Here is a 15,445-nt window from a genome sequence, read left to right as displayed (position 1 = left end):
GTTCACCTCTGTCGTTGCGAATAAAGTGTTTCGGATGTGGGTGGGCCTATCGTGGAAGCCTGTTTGGCCGCGAATTCGGCCTTTGCCTTGCCTTTGCCGCTGCGGCTTCCGGTCAATACGGCATAGACGGCCGGCAGGTATTTGCGGGTCTGGGCATTGCTGATCACCAAAATGACGAAGGCGCAAAGCGTCGCGCTGATGTAGAAAGCGGGATAGAAATCCGGCCCGCCCTTGTTCCAGACCATCCACATGATGACCAGCAGCGGATAATGGGCGCAGAATATCCAGAAGCTGAGACTGCCGGTCTCGGCAAGCCTCTGACCAAGCCGGCTGCGGATCAAGATCGATGAAGACACCCAGAAGCCGAGCGCGCCGAAGACCGCGAGCAGATTGCGCGAGATATTCAGCCAGAATGTGAATTCAGGGCCAGTAAAATAGAGACCTGTGGCGAGAATGGCCGACGCGGCAAATGTCAACAACATGATCGGCAGGGCATAAGGATCAAGTGCCTTGACGTCGACCCGGTGCAGCGCAAGCGCGATGCCGAGCGAAAAGCTGAAGAGGATGGATTTTTTCTGGACAATGAAGATCTTCAGGTCCGGCATGGCCGTGATGATCAGCAGGATTATGAGCGTCGGCAGCGCAAAGCGGCGCATCAGAAATGCGAGCACCGGCGACAGCAGAATGCAGACAAAAAGGTCGCGCAGGAAATAAAGCGGCACATTCACCGGCAGCTCTTCCAGCGCCGTACCATGGCTGAGTATTTCGCGCGGGCTGGCGTTCCATAGGTCGGGAAAATATCCGACGCCAACCTCGAACAGCTGGATCAGCAGCACGGCGGCAAACAGTGCGCCATTCCACAAGAGGAATGGCAGCAGCACGGTTTTCGTCTTGGAGCGGATCGTCGCCGGATAATCGAAAGCGCTCATGCCGCGGCGAAACAGCAGATAACCGGAAATGGCGCTGAGACAGGGCACGCCGATGCGAAACAGCGCGTCGCCCAGGAAAACCCGCAGCCAGTCGAAAAAGCCGTAAAGGCCAAGAAAGGGGCTGGTTTCGGCATTGTGCGGCACATGCACGAACACGATTCCTGAAATCAGCAATATGCGCATCAAGTTGATACGGGAGGATAGGTTCTGATCGACAGTCACATCAGTCACCCCTATTGGGCGGCGTCTCCCCACGCCGCGTTGCAACCAGAGCGAACTTAAGCCCGCACTGGGAAGTCTGGTTTCGACTTTGGGATAAAATGTGGCGACGCGGGAAAAACACAAGATTAGATTTTGCGGGTGAATGTCTGGCGTCAGCACAGTTTCTATCGCGTGAAAAAATTAAACGATTGAAATAAATGAATTTTATCTAAACTCACGCTTCATTAAAAATCTCTGAAGGGTGCGAATTTGTCATTTGCCGTGATGTTGCGCTGCAAAAAGAGCGCCGAACCCACCTTGCCACGGCGAGAAAAATCACCGTGACAAGGCCCCTTAACGGCAGAAATGAGGCGCATTTTTCTGTGACATTTCTAACCTTGAGTTGCGGTATTTGGCATGCGCCGTGATTTGACCATGCCCAGGATTTTTCCCAGCAGGGCACGTTCAGTCAGCAGGATCAGTATTGCATAGATGGCGCCGCCCACGGCAGCACCGATAAGAACCTGAAGGGTGGCATTGGGAACGCGATCGGCGAGAAGGTGAAGCAGATAGCGCACCGCAACGGCCATCACGAAAGCGGCTATCATCGGTCGACTGCTGACATAAAGGCCCCGGAAGAAAGGCGTGTCGCTGGCCTTGAACACGGCCCAGGAGTAAGCGACCAGTGTGACCGCGTTCACGATGCAAAGCCAGACCATGGCGTCGATCAGCGTGCCATAAAGTGCGGCGAGCCACACTGCCACCGTGGTGACGATGGCGCGGATCGTCGCCGACCAGAACAATACGCGGCCGTAACCAGCACCCTTCAGATACGGGATGAAGGTGCTGCACGGTGTGAGAATGGCCTTGGACAGGGCGAGCAGCCCGAGGACAGGCCAGGCATAGGCCCAGTTCTGGCCGAAGATGACAAGCATGGCCGGCTCGGCCACGGCCCAGAGACCGAACATCATGGGCGCGAGCAGTACGGTCAGCACCTGCGTGCTGAACATCAACGCATCACGACGGCGCTGCGGGTCGTCCATCATGCGGCTGAAGGCGGGAAACAGAACCCCCATGACGGCGGATAAAACCACCTGGTTGGGAATGCTGGCGAAACGGTTGGAGGCGGAATAGGCGCCGGCATCCGCCAGACCCAGGTGACGGGCAATGACCACCATCGGCGATTGGAAGGTGACAAAATTGGCGATTTCCGAGCCCATCAGCCCCGAACTGAAGCCGAGAAGCGGCACCAGCCGGCGTGGCTTCATGACAAAACGCGGGCAATAGCGGGAAACCGCATAAAGCCCGACGAGACGGATGAGAGCTGCGGCAAAAAGCTGGATGATAAGCGCCCAGACGCCGAACCCCATGAAGGCGAGCGCGACCGCGACAATCGCTGCGATGCTCTCCGAGGCCATGCTCCAGAGCGCATCCTTGCTGAAGTTCATCCGTCGCGCCAGCAGCGAATAGGCGACATCGCCGGCAAGCTGCAATGGAATGAGGAAGGCCATGATGCGCAGCAGGTATGCGCTTTCCACCGCCCCCAGCAGTCCGCCGAAAAATTCCGCCCAGATGTAGAGGACGGCTGCCATGGTGAAGGAGATCGCCAGATTAGCCCAGAAGACGGTATGGATCGTTTCCATATCCTCTTCCTTCTCAACGATGAGAGCGGAGGTGAGCCCCGCGCCGGCAATCATGGTCAGGAACTGTACAACCGTTAGTCCTACCGCTACCACCCCGAATTCCTCCGGGGAAAGCAGCCTTGCAAGAATAGGGACCGTGACAAATTTAAGCCCGAATGTCCCTGTTTTTGATAAAACGCTCCAGCCGACATTCGTGGTGATGGTCTTTACATTTGGCGCTGGGGGCATACAAGCATCCTGTTTCTGGAGGCCGGCGGGAGGAAGCCGGTTGGGAGTTGCCGATACCATCGGGGCCGCTTTTAGGATCGGGCCCGACACTTCTTGATCAACGCAAGGGGCGAAACAATGGCAAGATTTACTGTCGTCATTCCCTACTATCAAAAGCAGCACGGTGTCCTGGGACGTGCACTCGCATCGGTTTTTGCGCAGACCTACCAAGACTTCGATCTTGTCATCGTCGATGACGAATCGCCATACCCGATCGATCAGGAACTTGCGGAACTTTCGCAGGAACAGAAAGACCGGATTCTTGTCATTAAGCAGGCCAATGCCGGCCCGGGCGGCGCCCGCAACACCGGTCTGGACAATGTGCCTGACGGCACCGACTACGTTGCCTTTCTTGATTCCGACGATATCTGGACGCCCGATCATCTGCGGAATGCAGCCTTTGCGCTCACGACTTATGGCGGCGAGTGCTACTGGGCGTCCATGCAGGCAAGTGACGAATTTTATTATCATTTCGCCATTTCCGAACTGGAGAAGAATGAGGGTGCGGCACGGCTTTCGGAGAAGCCGCTGGTGATCGAACTGCCGGATCTCGCAAGCGTCATGCTGCGGAACTGGAGCTTCCTGCATCTCTCCTGCATGGTGATCGGTCGTCCTCTTTTCGAGAAGATCCGTTTCGATCCGGCGCTCAGACTGGCGGCGGAAGACGTGCTGTTTTTCTGCGATTCCATCCTTGCATCGAAGCGGACACTGCTCTGTGACGACGCCGGCGCGATGCGCGGCATGGGCGTCAATATCTTCCACAGCATCGACAATACCTCGCCGGAATTCCTGCGCCAGCAGTTCAATACCTGGGTGGCGCTCGATACGCTGGAGGGACGTTTTTCTCGCCGGCCGGCCGACGTGGCGTCCATCGCTTCCTATAAAAACACCGCGCGCAAACAGGCTCTCTGGAGCCAGGCTGGCAACCTGAAACGGCGCAAGGCTCCCGAATTCGGTTTGCTGCTAAAATGGGCAATGCGCGATCCGGCACTGCTGCGCGCCGCTTTCGAACTCGGCGCCGGAAAAATCGTCCGCTCCAGATGAGCGAATTTTCGCCCGCAACAATTTATATGTTTTTCACCCAGGAGTGACCTCATGAAACCTTACCACTGGGAATCTCATCACGGAAATTTCGGTGACGATCTCAACCTGTGGCTGTGGGACTTTCTGCTTCCGGGCCTGCGCGATGTGCATGACGATGTCATGCTCGTGGGCGTCGGAACGGTGCTCAACGACGTTCTTTTGCCCGCCAAGCAGCGCAAGCTGGTGATCGGCAGCGGCTATGGTTATGGCGCGGTGCCGGATACCAGCACCGAGTTCTGGGATATCCGGTGTGTGCGCGGCGAAAAAACCGCCGCCAAGTTGGGGCTCGCTCCCGAAAAAGGCATTGTCGATCCCGCCGTGATGGTCACCGAGATGCCTGATTTCAAAGGGCTGCCAAAGCTCCACAAGAAGACCTTCGTCCCCCATTGGGAATCGGCGGAATTCGGCATGTGGGAAACCGTCTGTGAACCGGCAGGACTCACCTATCTCGACCCGCGCGGCGAGGCAAAAGCGGTCATCCGCGCCATTGCCCAATCGGAATTCATCGTGGCTGAATCCATGCATGGTGCAATCCTTGCCGATGCCTTCCGCGTGCCGTGGGTCGCCGTCAGCACTTCACCATCGATCAACAGCTTCAAATGGAGCGATTGGGCCGGCAGCGTCGGAGTCGAATATCAGCCGCGCTATGTGCCGGTTTCAACCCGCGCCGAAGCGGCGAAAAAGGGCTCACGCTTCTGGGGCATGAGCTTCCCCCCACCGCCCGCCCCCGTTGTCACCGCCGATTCCGTCTCTGCGCTTGAGGGCCGGGCGCATGAGGGCGATGTAATGGTGCGTCCGCAGGAAACGCAATCCCGCTCGTTGCGGAAGCTTGCCAAGCAGGTGCTGGCCGCACCTTCCACACTGGCGCTCTGGCAGGCAAGCCGAGCGGAACCGCGTCTTAGCCCGGATGGCAGACTGGAGGAACGCAAGGAGCGTTTCGCCGCCGTTCTGGAAACGGTGAAGCGGGATTATCTCTAGAGGTGAGGAGCGGATGTCGCAGAAAATTTTCTGCGGCTTTTGCTTGAGGACACCGTTGCCGCATCGCCATGCTTGGGTCTGTCCCGAGCATCTGCGACTGAACGCTTAGAGGATAAGCAAATCCCCGGGGACAAGCCCGGGGAAGACGGCAGAGATTTGTCGTGAGTTGTCTTTTCCCTTAGGAAACCGGCGTGCCGTCCAGCAGATAACGCACGTCCCGCACCGGCGCCGCTTTGCGGAAGCGGGCGGTCTTGTCGCTCCAGATACCGCGTGTAATGGCGGGCAGGGCGGGCAGACGCGCAAGGGCGTGGCTCAGCGCTCCGCCCACACCCTTCTGTTTTTTTGTATCGAGAAAATGGCGAAGCTCGAATTTGGCGCGGATGTGTTTCTCATGCTCGCGCAGGATCGCCGTTTCCTCTGCCGAGAGCCGGCAACCGGCGAGAATCGCCCTGTCTGCTTCGTAGAGAAGACGGAGATCTTCGGTTCTGTGGCGGCCACTCAGCGAGTTGCCGCGAACGATCGCACCGTAACCGCAATGACGGATGACCTTGTAGCGCGCGCCGGCCGCCAGCGCGCGCACGTAAAGTTCGTAATCCTCGCCAAGTCGCAGAGCCTCGTCATAACGCAGCGCATGTTTGTCGAGAAAGGCGCGGCGTATCACCGGTTTCAGGAAGCCGGTTTCCCCGCGCTCCACACCCGGCCTGGAAATATTCCCTTCCACGAATTCCGTCAGCGACAAAAACCGCGCCTGGGGCTCGAAGCGGGCCGGCTGCATGGAGGACGCGCCCGGAACGGATTGCTGGATGAAGGCGATATTATCGGCCACGAGGTCCCAGTCGTCATCGGCCAGCATGGCAGCGAAACGGCCGCGGAAGAAAAAATCGTCCGCATCGAGAATGCTGATGAGGGGAGCGGAGGAAATCGAGATGGCATGATTGCGCGCAGCCGATGGCCCGCGGTTGACGTCGAATCGCACCACCCGCAGGCGGCCCGTGCCGTCATCCGCCGCATGCGCCACGTCGCTCGTTGTATCGGTGGAGCCATCGTCGATCACCACGACTTCACCGACCCCTGGCTCCGCAAGGGCGGAACGAATGGCGATATCGATGGTATCAGATGCATTCTTTGCAGCGATGATGACGCAAATGGGCTGTGAACCGCTCACCATGGGGTGTCCTTCTGCTTTGACGAACCTTCAGGATTTGGCCAGCAGAAAGTGTCAGCGATATGGATGCAAGCGATTTTTTGCGATGCAATAAAAGCGGATGCGAAAAAACTTACATATCCGTCAGCTTTGCCCCATGCGGCGGTGCGCTTTTCGCGGTGTCTGCTGCAATTGTTTCAGCGCTGAGGTCCCGGGAAAAGGTCTCCCGCATCCGGCGTTTTTCACGGGCGACCAGAACCAAAATCGCCACGAAGTAACCGACTTGCAGAATGACTGCGCAAATGAGGGTCTGAATGAACGCCGTATAGAAGGAGCCGTGGATGAAATATGTCGCAACCGCAAAAGCAAGCAAAGCACCGATCATGCTGAAAAAAACACGAGGTGCATACATGTTGCTCTCCTCCCGAGAACGATTTCTCCATTTTTGACTGCGCTGCGGCATTTTTCTTCTTTGCAGGAAATATACGATGAGACCGGTGCTGTTTCAACACACATATACTTCTTCTACCTCCCGCGGCATGAAATTTCGGTAATCTTGATTGGTAAATTCCTCAGTAACTGCCGATTCGCATCGATGACGTCGGCCAGACAACAGTGATGCCTGCTTCCGATAAGTCTAAAACCGCCTCCGGTGCGGGCCTTGCGGAGCATCCGGCCGGCTCTGCAGACTTCGTTAACCATCTCGCCTTTAAAAAGTCGGTATTGATTCCTCGAAGAGCAGGGTGCCCGCGTGACGACGAGTTCAGAAGTAATCGCCTTTCCGGCAAAGAACCGCATTGCCGACGTAAAACGATGTGCAACCATGCTCGACCGGCTGCATGGTGTGGAGGCGAATGATTTCTGGCGCAGGGAGTGCCGTGAACTGGCCGCCCGTCTGACGGCGCTTGGCTATGAGGACGCCGCCATGCGCCGCGAGGTCATGGAATTTCAAAACGCCGTGCAGGCTGAATTGTGGGCGGTGGATGCCGCGCCCGAGGCACGCCGCGACAGCCATTGATGGTTCTTTTTCTTCATTAAAAAAGCCGGCGGATTATAAACCAGCCGGCTTTTTTATTGGTTCCGGACGCCTTAGGAGGCGCCAGCGGCGCCGCGCGTGCGGGCAACGCCATCCAGTGCGGGCTTGTATTTGGGATCGAGTCGCGCCGCATGCGCATAGGACTTGGCCGCCTTGGCCATCTCACCGCGTCGCTCATAGACCAGCGCCTGGTTGGCCCAGGATTCCGCCACATTCCCGTCAAGCGAAATGGCGTGGTTGAAATCCGCGAAGGCGTTTTCGTCGTCATTGAGCGCGACGTAGGAAAGGCCGCGACCGTTATAGGGCTCCGGTGACGTCGATGACAACGAGATTGCCTTGGAGAAGTCCTCGATGGCCTGGGCATGCTGGTTACGCAGCTGGTAGATCAGGCCGCGATTGTGCCAGGCGCGACCGTCTGTGGTTTCCAGCTCGATGGCGCGGGAGAAATCGTTGAAGGCTTCGTTGACGCGTCCGGACTGCCGGTAAAGATTGCCGCGACCGATCAGCGCCACATCGTAGCTCGGATTGATCTGCAGGGCGGCGTTGTAGTCCTGAAGGGCCTGCTGCTGCTGGCCGCTATTGCGGTAAACCAGCGCGCGGTTGGCATAGGCCTGGTAAAAGCGCGGGTTGAGCTGCAGCGCCTTGTTGAAATCTTCGATGGCGCGGCGCGAATCGCCGGCGCGGCCGTAGGCCGAGCCGCGGACGTTGTAACCCTCAGGATCCTGCGGATTGGCGTTGATGACCGAGGTGAGCGAGGCGATGTTTTCCTGCGAGCCCTGTGCGCGGTCGATCCTGAACACATCTTCCGTCTGGTTGGATGTCGCGCAGCCGGAAAGACCGGCAAGCACGGCGCAGACGACCAGAGAAGCGCGGAACCCTCTGTTGTTTTTTAATGGCAACCGGCGCGTGGAGGCATCGGCGTTTTTCACAACACAGGTGTCGACAGCGATCATTCGGTGTGGGTTCCCTCGCAGGCCGGTCTCACGGTCGTTTTCAAGAGCGTTCTCCGGCCACAAACACAAAGAGCGGCGGCGAATTGATCGCCCCCGCCCAACAAGCATTCAAAAACGTCCAAAAGACGGCCTATTAACGGCCTGCGCGGGGGCCAGCAACCAGACCTTCGCGCTGTGCACGCTTGCGTGCCAGCTTGCGAACGCGGCGAACGGCTTCAGCCTTTTCGCGAGCGCGCTTCTGGGAGGGCTTTTCGTAATAATCACGCATCTTCATTTCACGGAAAATGCCTTCGCGCTGCATCTTTTTCTTCAGGGCGCGGAGCGCCTGATCAACGTTATTGTCGCGGACTAGTACCTGCACGTTAAACCCGTTCCTTTAGTTTGGTTATCTTGCTGTGTGAATAAAGGCATTCGCACGCAAACAAAAAGTGGTTCATCCGGCTGTTGAGCCGGGCGATTGGTGACGTGCAATAACAGATCATTTGCAGCAAGTCCAGCCGGTAGCGCATATTCAGCCACAAAATGCGCGCCGTCCCGCAATCTTTCGGCCATGTCGAAACAAAACCATTGCCGCGTCGCAAAATGGATATTGCCTCCCATCCCGATTTGCCATGTGTATGATACGGGCCGGGGCTATGTTCCAGGCCTCTGGCCGGTTCTCGAGGAGCAGATTGCGAATGCGCAAATATTCCGTTTTTGCCGTGGCGCGTGAGGCGCTCAGGGGTCATAAGGGCTGGGATGCGCAATGGGCCTCACCCGAGCCGCGCAAGGACTATGATGTCATCATCATTGGCGGGGGCGGCCACGGTCTCGGAGCGGCATATTATCTTGCCAAGGAACATGGCATTACCAATGTCGCGGTTCTGGAAAAAGGCTGGCTTGGCGGCGGCAACACCGGTCGCAACACCACCATCATCCGCTCCAATTATCTCTATGAAGAGAGCATGGATATTTACGAGCATTCCCTGAAACTGTGGGAAGGCTTGAGCCAGGATCTCAATTATAACGTCATGTATTCGGCGCGCGGCGTGATGATGCTGTCGCACAATATCCATGACCGGCAGTCCTTCAGCCGTCATATCAATGCCAACCGTCTTTATGGCATCGACAATGAGTGGCTGACGCCGGAGCAGGCAAAGGCGTACTGTCCGCCGCTCGACATATCCGGCAATGCGCGTTACCCGATCAATGGCGCAGCCCTTCAACGTCGCGGCGGCGCGGCACGCCATGACGCTGTCGCCTGGGGTTATGCGCGCGCGGCCTCCGACCGCGGCGTGCATATCATCCAGAACTGCGAGGTGACCGGCATTCGCCGCGGGCCTGATGGCGCGGTGACGGGTGTCGAGACAAATCGCGGCTTCATCGGCGCAAAGAAGATCGGCGTATCGGCCGCCGGTCATTCCTCCGTCATCATGAAGATGGCAGACGTGCGCGTTCCCTTGCATTCGAACCCGCTGCAGGCGCTGGTTTCGGAGCCGCTGAAGCCGATTTTCCCCTGCGTTGTCATGTCCAACACGGTGCATGCCTATATTTCGCAGTCGGACAAAGGCGAGCTGGTCATCGGAGCTGGCACCGACCAGTATAATTCCTACTCCCAGACCGGTGGTCTGCAGATCATCACTCACACGCTCGACGCTATCTGCGAGCTGTTTCCGATCTTCCGGCGGGTGAAGATGATGCGCCAGTGGGGCGGCATCACCGATAACACACCTGATCGTTCCGCCATCCAGAGCGTGACGCCGGTGCCAAACCTTTTCGTTAATTGCGGCTGGGGCACCGGCGGCTTCAAGGCGACGCCGGGCTCCGCCAATCTCTTCGCGCATCTCATCGCCCGCGGTGAACCGCATCGTCTGGCGGCCGGGCTGACGCTAGACCGGTTCCGTACCGGCCGCCTGATCGATGAGGCTGCCGCTGCCGCGGTGGCGCATTGATGCTGGCGGCGGCCATGCTTGCGATCAATATATCAGGCGCGGCCGAGGCCGTGCCCGCCGGTAGCGTCATTCCCGGGGCCGAGGATTTTCGCAGCCAGAAGATTGCGAAGATGCAGGGTGAGAAAGACTGGCCCTTCACGGCGGAAAAAGGCCTGCTTTTGTGTGCTCCCAGCCTCGCGGACAAGATGGTCTATTTTGTCGGCGAGAAGGAGGATGGCGAGCAGGATTATCCCTTCGCGATCGACACCGACATGATGGCGGTCGCCATCGTCAATATGGGCCGGGCCTCGGCGTTGCGCCCCTTCGATAATTTTGAGCAGCTTTTAAAGCGGCTTTCCCCTTTTGTAGCCATGGGGAAGCGGCTGTGTGACCAACCCGCCGGAACGATCCTTCCGGAAAATTCTCTCTAGGTGGAGCGACGATGCTTCTGATCCATTGCCCCTATTGCGGGGAAGACCGTTCCGAACTGGAATTCCGCTGGGCGGGCGAAGCCCATATCGCCCGGCCGGAAAACATCGCCGATATCTCCGACGAGGCCTTCGCGGAATATTTCTGCATCCGCGACAACGACAAGGGCCTTGTTTTCGAGCGCTGGCGTCACATTCACGGCTGTGGCCGCTTTTTCAACGCCGCCCGCGATTCGGTGAGCGACAGATTCCTGATGACCTACAAGGCGGGTGAACCGAAACCCGATATTGAAACGGTCCTTTCGGCAGAAAAGGGAGCCGGGCAATGAGCGGCGATTATCGTATCAAGGGCGCAGGCCGTCTCACGCCGGCGAGAACCGCGCGCTTTACCTTTGACGGCAAGATCTATCCGGCGCTGGAGGGCGATACGGTTGCGTCAGCCCTTCTGGCCAATGGCGTGCATCTGATCGGCCGCTCGTTCAAATACCACCGTCCGCGTGGTTTCCTGTCGGCCGGGCCGGAGGAGCCGAATGCGCTGATTGACGTTTCCCGCGACAGCCTGCGCAAGCAGCCCAACGTGCGCGCCACGGTGCAGGAAGTCTTCGACGGCGCGATTATCGCCTCGCAGAACCGTTTCCCGTCACTGTCCTTCGATCTGAGCGCCATCAACGATCTTCTGTCGCCGATGTTCGCGGCCGGTTTCTACTACAAGACGTTCATGTGGCCGAAGGCCGCCTGGCACAAGATTTACGAACCGCTGATCCGCCGCGCCGCCGGTCTCGGCAAGGCGCCGAGCGAGCCGGATGCGGATCATTATTCCGGCCGTTATGCCCATTGCGACGTGCTGGTGGCCGGCGCTGGTGTCGCCGGTCTCACAGCTGCGCTTTCTGCCGCGAAAACTGGCGCCAGCGTCATTCTGGTGGATGAGAATGCGGAAGTCGGTGGTGCGTTGCGCTTCGACACTGGCGCTGTAATCGACGGCCTGCCCGGTTATGAATGGGCGCAGAAGGTGCTTGCCGAACTGCAATCCATGCCCAACGTCCGGGTTCTGACCCGCACGACGGCCTTTGGTTATTACAACCACAATTTTGTCGCGCTCGCCGAACGCGTCACCGATCATCTCGCGACGCCGGCCAAACATCAGCCGCGCGAGCGCCTTTGGCAGGTCCGCGCCAAAAAGGTCGTGCTGGCGGCCGGTGCGATCGAGCGCCACATGGTCTTCGCCAACAATGACCGGCCTGGCATCATGCTGGCTTCGGCCGCCCGCACCTATCTGAACCATTACGGCGTCGCCGTGGGCCACAATGTCGGTGTCTACACCGCTCATGATTCCGCCTATGAGACTGCCTTTGATCTGAAGAAGGCCGGGGTGAAGATCGCCGCCATCGTCGATTGCCGCGAAAATCCGGACCAGCGTCTGCTGGACGAGGCCCGGGCGCTCGGCATCGAGGTGCTGGCGGGTCACAGCGTTTACAACACCGCCGGCCGCCTGCGCGTATCTTCCATGACGGTCGGCCGCAATGGCGGGTCGAACAAACGCAAGATCGCCATCGACGCGCTTGTTGTCTCCGCCGGCTGGACGCCTTCAGTGCATCTGTTCTCGCAATCGCGCGGCAAGCTCAAGTTTGACGCGGCTAACCAGCGTTTCCTGCCTGACATTCATGTGCAGAACTGCGTCTCCATCGGCGCCTGCAATGGCACGGATGATCTTTCGGCGCTGATCGCCGAAGCCGCGGCTGCGGGTGGCGGCGCGGTAGCGTTTTCCGGCGAAAATGCGCGGACCTGGACCGGCGGCATGATTGGCGCTGCCGAAGGCGCAGGTGAGGGCACCGGCGTCAAGGCTTTCATCGATTTCCAGCACGATGTCTGCGCCAAGGATATTCGCCTTGCCGTGCGCGAGGGCATGCATTCGGTCGAACACATCAAGCGCTTCACCACCAATGGTATGGCGTCCGACCAGGGCAAGATGTCGAACATGCATGGCCTTGCCATTGCATCGGAAGCGCTCGGCCGGGATTTGCCCAAGGTCGGCCTCACCACCTTCCGCCAGCCCTATACGCCGGTTACTTTCGGCACGCTCATCAACCATTCACGCGGCGCGCTGTTCGATCCCGCGCGCAAGACGCCGATGCACGACGAAGAGCTGGCGGCTGGCGCGGTATTCGAGGATGTCGGCAACTGGAAGCGTGCCTGGTTCTTCCCGCGGGCGGGCGAGGACATGCATGAAGCGATCAACCGTGAATGCAAGACGGTTCGTGAGAGCGTTGGCGTGTTTGATGCCTCAACCCTCGGCAAAATCGAGGTGGTTGGCCCGGATGCGGCGAAGTTCCTGAACCTCATCTACACCAATGCCTGGGATACGTTGAAACCCGGCCGCTGCCGTTATGGCATCATGACCCGCGAAGACGGCTTCGTTTACGACGACGGCGTTGTTGGGCGCCTGGCCGAAGACCGTTTCCACGTGACGACGACCACGGGCGGCGCGCCGCGCGTTCTCCAGCACATGGAGGACTATCTCCAGACCGAATTCCCCGATCTCAATGTCTGGCTGACATCGGCAACCGAACAATGGGCCGTGATTGCCGTGCAGGGGCCGAAGGCGCGCGAGGTTATCGCGCCTTTCGTCGAGGGTATCGACCTTTCGCCGGAGGCCTTTCCGCATATGGCGGTGGCGGAAGGCAAGTTCTGCGGCGTGCCGACGCGGCTTTTCCGCGTCTCCTTCACCGGCGAACTCGGTTTCGAAATCAATGTGCCTGCCGATTACGGCGCGGCCGTCTGGTCTGCAATCCGGGAGAGGGCTGAAGCCGTCGGCGGCTGCCTCTATGGTACCGAGACAATGCATATCCTGCGTGCCGAAAAGGGCTATATCATCGTCGGGCAGGATACGGACGGCACCGTGACGCCCGATGATGCCGGGCTTGCCTGGGCTGTCTCCAAAAAGAAAACGGATTTCGTCGGTATTCGCGGTCTGAAACGCCCCGATCTAACGCGCTCCGGCCGCAAACAGCTTGTTGGCCTGAAGACGAAGGACCGGCTGACCGTTCCGGAGGAGGGCGGTCAGATCGTTGCCGATCCAAACCAGCCAAAGCCAATGACCATGCTTGGCCACGTCACTTCAGCCTATTGGTCGGAAAATCTCGGCCACTCCATTGCTTTCGCCTTGGTGGCGGATGGCAGGGCGCGCATGGGCGAAACGCTCTATATTCCGCTTGCCGATAAAACCATTGCCGTCGAAGTGACCGACATGGTCTTCCTCGACAAGGAAGGAGCCCGTCTCAATGGCTGATATGCTGCACGCAAAACGCAAATCCGTGCTTGAGGATTTTCACGGCGCTTCCCCCTTCGTATCGCTGAAGCCTGCGGCTTCTGCCTCGCGGTTGTCGCTGCGGGCACGCGAGAGCGCCGTGCCGGCGCTGTCCGAAGCGCTCGGTCTTGCCCTGCCGACCAGCCCGAAAAGCTCGGTCACCTCTGGTCTGCGATCCGCTCTGTGGCTCGGCCCGGATGAATGGCTGGTGATCGATCAGGGCGAAAGCGATCTCATGGTGGCGCTTGCCGGCGTTTCCGGCCTGTTTTCGGCAACTGATATTTCCCACCGCAACACCGCCATCATCGTTTCCGGCGCTGGCGCGGAAGCAGCTCTCAATGCCGGCTGCCCGCAGGACCTTTCTCTTGCGAGGTTCCCGGTAGGTGGCTGCTCACGCACTATTTTCGGCAAGGCGGAAGTGGTCCTGCTGCGCACGGCGGATGACACATTCCGGGTGGAGTGCTGGCGCTCATTCGCGACCTATGTCGGCGGGCTGCTGCAGGAGGCGGCTGAGGACGTGGCGGTTTAACTCTCTGTCCAACCCCGCCATTCCACCCATCGCCCATGGAAATCGGCGCGGCCGATTTCCTGCTTTTCGCCGCCCGGCCAGATTTGAAGCGTCATTGCAGCACCGCCGGGCGTCGCATCCGCTTCCATTTGCAGCCGGGCAAGCGGGGCGTCCGGCGTGGCGCGGGCGCCGGCCTCGGCAATCACAGTCTCGCCGGCCTGTTTCAGGTCATCGGGCAGATATTGCCAGGCGACGGAATGATAGATGACATGGGCAGCGCCCGGATATTGCGTGGCAAGGCGGCGTTGCAGCCAGTCGACAGCGTCGGCCTTCTCGACATGCAGAGCGTGTTCCATCGCTATGCGCAGGGCGGCGGCCGTTCGTTCGAGCCTGTCCGTCTGGTCGGCCCAGACATAGGACATCAGCCGCAGACGATCTTCCGCGGATGACGGATCAAGTGGGTTGATATCGCAGCCGGCGCGCTCGATAACGTCGATCCGCTCATGGGGGGGTGTGTCGCCGCGCCATTCCGGTGACAGGAAAACATCGGACTGTTCACCCCAGGCGAGATCGCCGAGGCGATATCGGTAACGGTCAAATTGCAGGTTGAGGCCAGCGCTGGCCCCGACTTCGGAAAGCACCAGCGGCTTGCCCGTCATTTTCGCAATCGAAAGAAAGCCAGGCAGCAGAACGGCAGAACGGCGAACCTCGTTGGTCTGCGGCGGTGATTGCAACCTTTCGAGGATGAAGGCGGAATGAAAACGCAGGGCGTTTGCACATGCCTGCCAGAGCGCTTCTTCGTTTTCCGGCGGAATATCGGCGAGCGGCGCAATCTTTTCCTCTATGGCAAGCGCATGCAGGGCGCCGGCCAGCCGTAGCGGTACGGAATCTCCGGATGGGCCGACATCGCCGGACCAGGACAAAATTCGCTCGCCGACCTCTGTCTGGCGGTCGAGCCTTGTTGCCATGGCGCGGCAAAGCCGTGCCGTGAAGGGAGAGCCGAGGCTGTCGCAGGCTCTTGCCTGAACGAGAAACGCATTCCTCACGGCTTCGTCATGCAT

Annotated in this window: 15 protein-coding genes; 8 read left to right on the top strand and 7 right to left on the bottom strand. The window is 59.1% G+C overall.

All coding sequences use genetic code 11. The features are described 5' to 3' along the window. Positions 1-2: 2 nt before the first annotated feature. Both EGT36_RS20205 and EGT36_RS20200 read right to left on the bottom strand, forming a co-directional pair. Positions 3-1,151 carry an acyltransferase family protein gene (locus EGT36_RS20205; RefSeq protein WP_125270904.1) on the bottom strand — a complete coding sequence of 383 codons (1,149 nt, stop codon included), beginning with the start codon at positions 1,149-1,151 and terminating at the stop codon, positions 3-5. Between the two features lie 371 nt (positions 1,152-1,522). Then, positions 1,523-3,001: a lipopolysaccharide biosynthesis protein gene (locus tag EGT36_RS20200; protein ID WP_112637325.1), complete on the bottom strand. Its 1,479-nt coding sequence runs from the start codon at positions 2,999-3,001 to the stop codon at positions 1,523-1,525. A 117-nt stretch (positions 3,002-3,118) separates the two neighbouring features. Between EGT36_RS20200 and EGT36_RS20195 the strand changes: the two genes are divergently transcribed. Both EGT36_RS20195 and EGT36_RS20190 read left to right on the top strand, forming a co-directional pair. Further along, complete coding sequence (locus tag EGT36_RS20195) at positions 3,119-4,084, top strand: glycosyltransferase family A protein (RefSeq protein WP_004437703.1); 966 nt, start codon at positions 3,119-3,121, stop codon at positions 4,082-4,084. 51 nt (positions 4,085-4,135) lie between these two features. Beyond that, positions 4,136-5,101, top strand: a complete 966-nt coding sequence (locus tag EGT36_RS20190; protein ID WP_004437706.1) for a polysaccharide pyruvyl transferase family protein — start codon at positions 4,136-4,138, stop codon at positions 5,099-5,101. Between the two features lie 178 nt (positions 5,102-5,279). Here the strand turns inward: EGT36_RS20190 and EGT36_RS20185 are convergent, their stop codons facing one another. Together EGT36_RS20185 and EGT36_RS20180 are read right to left on the bottom strand one after the other, a co-directional pair. Continuing rightward, positions 5,280-6,269 carry a glycosyltransferase family 2 protein gene (locus tag EGT36_RS20185; protein WP_112637324.1) on the bottom strand — a complete coding sequence of 330 codons (990 nt, stop codon included), beginning with the start codon at positions 6,267-6,269 and terminating at the stop codon, positions 5,280-5,282. A gap of 109 nt (positions 6,270-6,378) precedes the next feature. Then, entirely contained in the window at positions 6,379-6,657 is a 279-nt protein-coding gene (locus EGT36_RS20180) for an exopolysaccharide production repressor protein (RefSeq protein WP_004437712.1), read from the bottom strand. A gap of 339 nt (positions 6,658-6,996) precedes the next feature. On the opposite strand from EGT36_RS20180, the gene EGT36_RS20175 reads away from it, so the two are divergent. Further along, positions 6,997-7,263 carry a DUF6074 family protein gene (locus tag EGT36_RS20175; RefSeq protein ID WP_004437715.1) on the top strand — a complete coding sequence of 89 codons (267 nt, stop codon included), beginning with the start codon at positions 6,997-6,999 and terminating at the stop codon, positions 7,261-7,263. A 71-nt stretch (positions 7,264-7,334) separates the two neighbouring features. Here the strand turns inward: EGT36_RS20175 and EGT36_RS20170 are convergent, their stop codons facing one another. Both EGT36_RS20170 and rpsU read right to left on the bottom strand, forming a co-directional pair. After that, positions 7,335-8,234: a tetratricopeptide repeat protein gene (locus EGT36_RS20170; protein ID WP_006698105.1), complete on the bottom strand. Its 900-nt coding sequence runs from the start codon at positions 8,232-8,234 to the stop codon at positions 7,335-7,337. Positions 8,235-8,367: 133 nt separating this feature from the next. Then, the gene (gene rpsU, locus EGT36_RS20165; RefSeq protein ID WP_003508541.1) at positions 8,368-8,595 is read right to left on the bottom strand and encodes a 30S ribosomal protein S21; all 228 of its coding nucleotides are present in this window, start codon (positions 8,593-8,595) and stop codon (positions 8,368-8,370) included. Between the two features lie 316 nt (positions 8,596-8,911). Between rpsU and EGT36_RS20155 the strand changes: the two genes are divergently transcribed. The 5 genes from EGT36_RS20155 to EGT36_RS20135 are packed head-to-tail and all read left to right on the top strand — an operon-like array spanning position 8,912 to position 14,405. Next, positions 8,912-10,165, top strand: a complete 1,254-nt coding sequence (locus EGT36_RS20155; RefSeq protein ID WP_125270903.1) for a sarcosine oxidase subunit beta family protein — start codon at positions 8,912-8,914, stop codon at positions 10,163-10,165. Next, complete coding sequence (locus EGT36_RS20150) at positions 10,165-10,575, top strand: hypothetical protein (protein WP_037090607.1); 411 nt, start codon at positions 10,165-10,167, stop codon at positions 10,573-10,575. The genes EGT36_RS20155 and EGT36_RS20150 overlap by 1 nt, the downstream gene beginning before the upstream one ends. An 11-nt stretch (positions 10,576-10,586) precedes the next feature. Beyond that, a complete protein-coding gene (locus EGT36_RS20145; protein ID WP_125270902.1) occupies positions 10,587-10,901 on the top strand; it encodes a sarcosine oxidase subunit delta in 315 nt (104 codons plus the stop codon). Continuing rightward, a complete protein-coding gene (locus EGT36_RS20140) occupies positions 10,898-13,858 on the top strand; it encodes a sarcosine oxidase subunit alpha (RefSeq protein WP_113730393.1) in 2,961 nt (986 codons plus the stop codon). Before EGT36_RS20145 ends, EGT36_RS20140 begins: the two co-directional genes overlap by 4 nt. Further along, positions 13,851-14,405, top strand: coding sequence for a sarcosine oxidase subunit gamma (locus tag EGT36_RS20135; protein ID WP_125270901.1), 555 nt, complete (start codon positions 13,851-13,853; stop codon positions 14,403-14,405). Before EGT36_RS20140 ends, EGT36_RS20135 begins: the two co-directional genes overlap by 8 nt. Here EGT36_RS20135 and EGT36_RS20130 read toward each other — a convergent pair. Next, positions 14,402-15,445, bottom strand: a complete 1,044-nt coding sequence (locus tag EGT36_RS20130) for a DUF2332 domain-containing protein (protein ID WP_113730389.1) — start codon at positions 15,443-15,445, stop codon at positions 14,402-14,404. The genes EGT36_RS20135 and EGT36_RS20130 overlap by 4 nt on opposite strands.

Origin of the sequence: Agrobacterium sp. FDAARGOS_525, from assembly GCF_003938925.1 — a bacterium.
Classification (GTDB): domain Bacteria; phylum Pseudomonadota; class Alphaproteobacteria; order Rhizobiales; family Rhizobiaceae; genus Agrobacterium; species Agrobacterium pusense.
The sequence above is the reverse complement of the archived record's forward strand: the minus strand, read 5'-3'. Positions and strand labels throughout refer to the sequence as shown.

Bases quoted from the DNA above. Each gene is read 5' to 3' on its own strand.
- EGT36_RS20200 (WP_112637325.1), bottom strand. From the start codon at position 3,001: ATGCCCCCAGCGCCAAATGTAAAGACCATCACCACGAATGTCGGCTGG.
- EGT36_RS20195 (WP_004437703.1), top strand. From the start codon at position 3,119: ATGGCAAGATTTACTGTCGTCATTCCCTACTATCAAAAGCAGCACGGT.
- EGT36_RS20190 (WP_004437706.1), top strand. From the start codon at position 4,136: ATGAAACCTTACCACTGGGAATCTCATCACGGAAATTTCGGTGACGAT.
- EGT36_RS20185 (WP_112637324.1), bottom strand. From the start codon at position 6,269: ATGGTGAGCGGTTCACAGCCCATTTGCGTCATCATCGCTGCAAAGAAT.
- EGT36_RS20180 (WP_004437712.1), bottom strand. From the start codon at position 6,657: ATGTATGCACCTCGTGTTTTTTTCAGCATGATCGGTGCTTTGCTTGCT.
- EGT36_RS20170 (WP_006698105.1), bottom strand. From the start codon at position 8,234: ATGATCGCTGTCGACACCTGTGTTGTGAAAAACGCCGATGCCTCCACG.
- EGT36_RS20155 (WP_125270903.1), top strand. From the start codon at position 8,912: ATGCGCAAATATTCCGTTTTTGCCGTGGCGCGTGAGGCGCTCAGGGGT.
- EGT36_RS20150 (WP_037090607.1), top strand. From the start codon at position 10,165: ATGCTGGCGGCGGCCATGCTTGCGATCAATATATCAGGCGCGGCCGAG.
- EGT36_RS20145 (WP_125270902.1), top strand. From the start codon at position 10,587: ATGCTTCTGATCCATTGCCCCTATTGCGGGGAAGACCGTTCCGAACTG.
- EGT36_RS20140 (WP_113730393.1), top strand. From the start codon at position 10,898: ATGAGCGGCGATTATCGTATCAAGGGCGCAGGCCGTCTCACGCCGGCG.
- EGT36_RS20135 (WP_125270901.1), top strand. From the start codon at position 13,851: ATGGCTGATATGCTGCACGCAAAACGCAAATCCGTGCTTGAGGATTTT.
- EGT36_RS20130 (WP_113730389.1), bottom strand. From the start codon at position 15,445: ATGCATGACGAAGCCGTGAGGAATGCGTTTCTCGTTCAGGCAAGAGCC.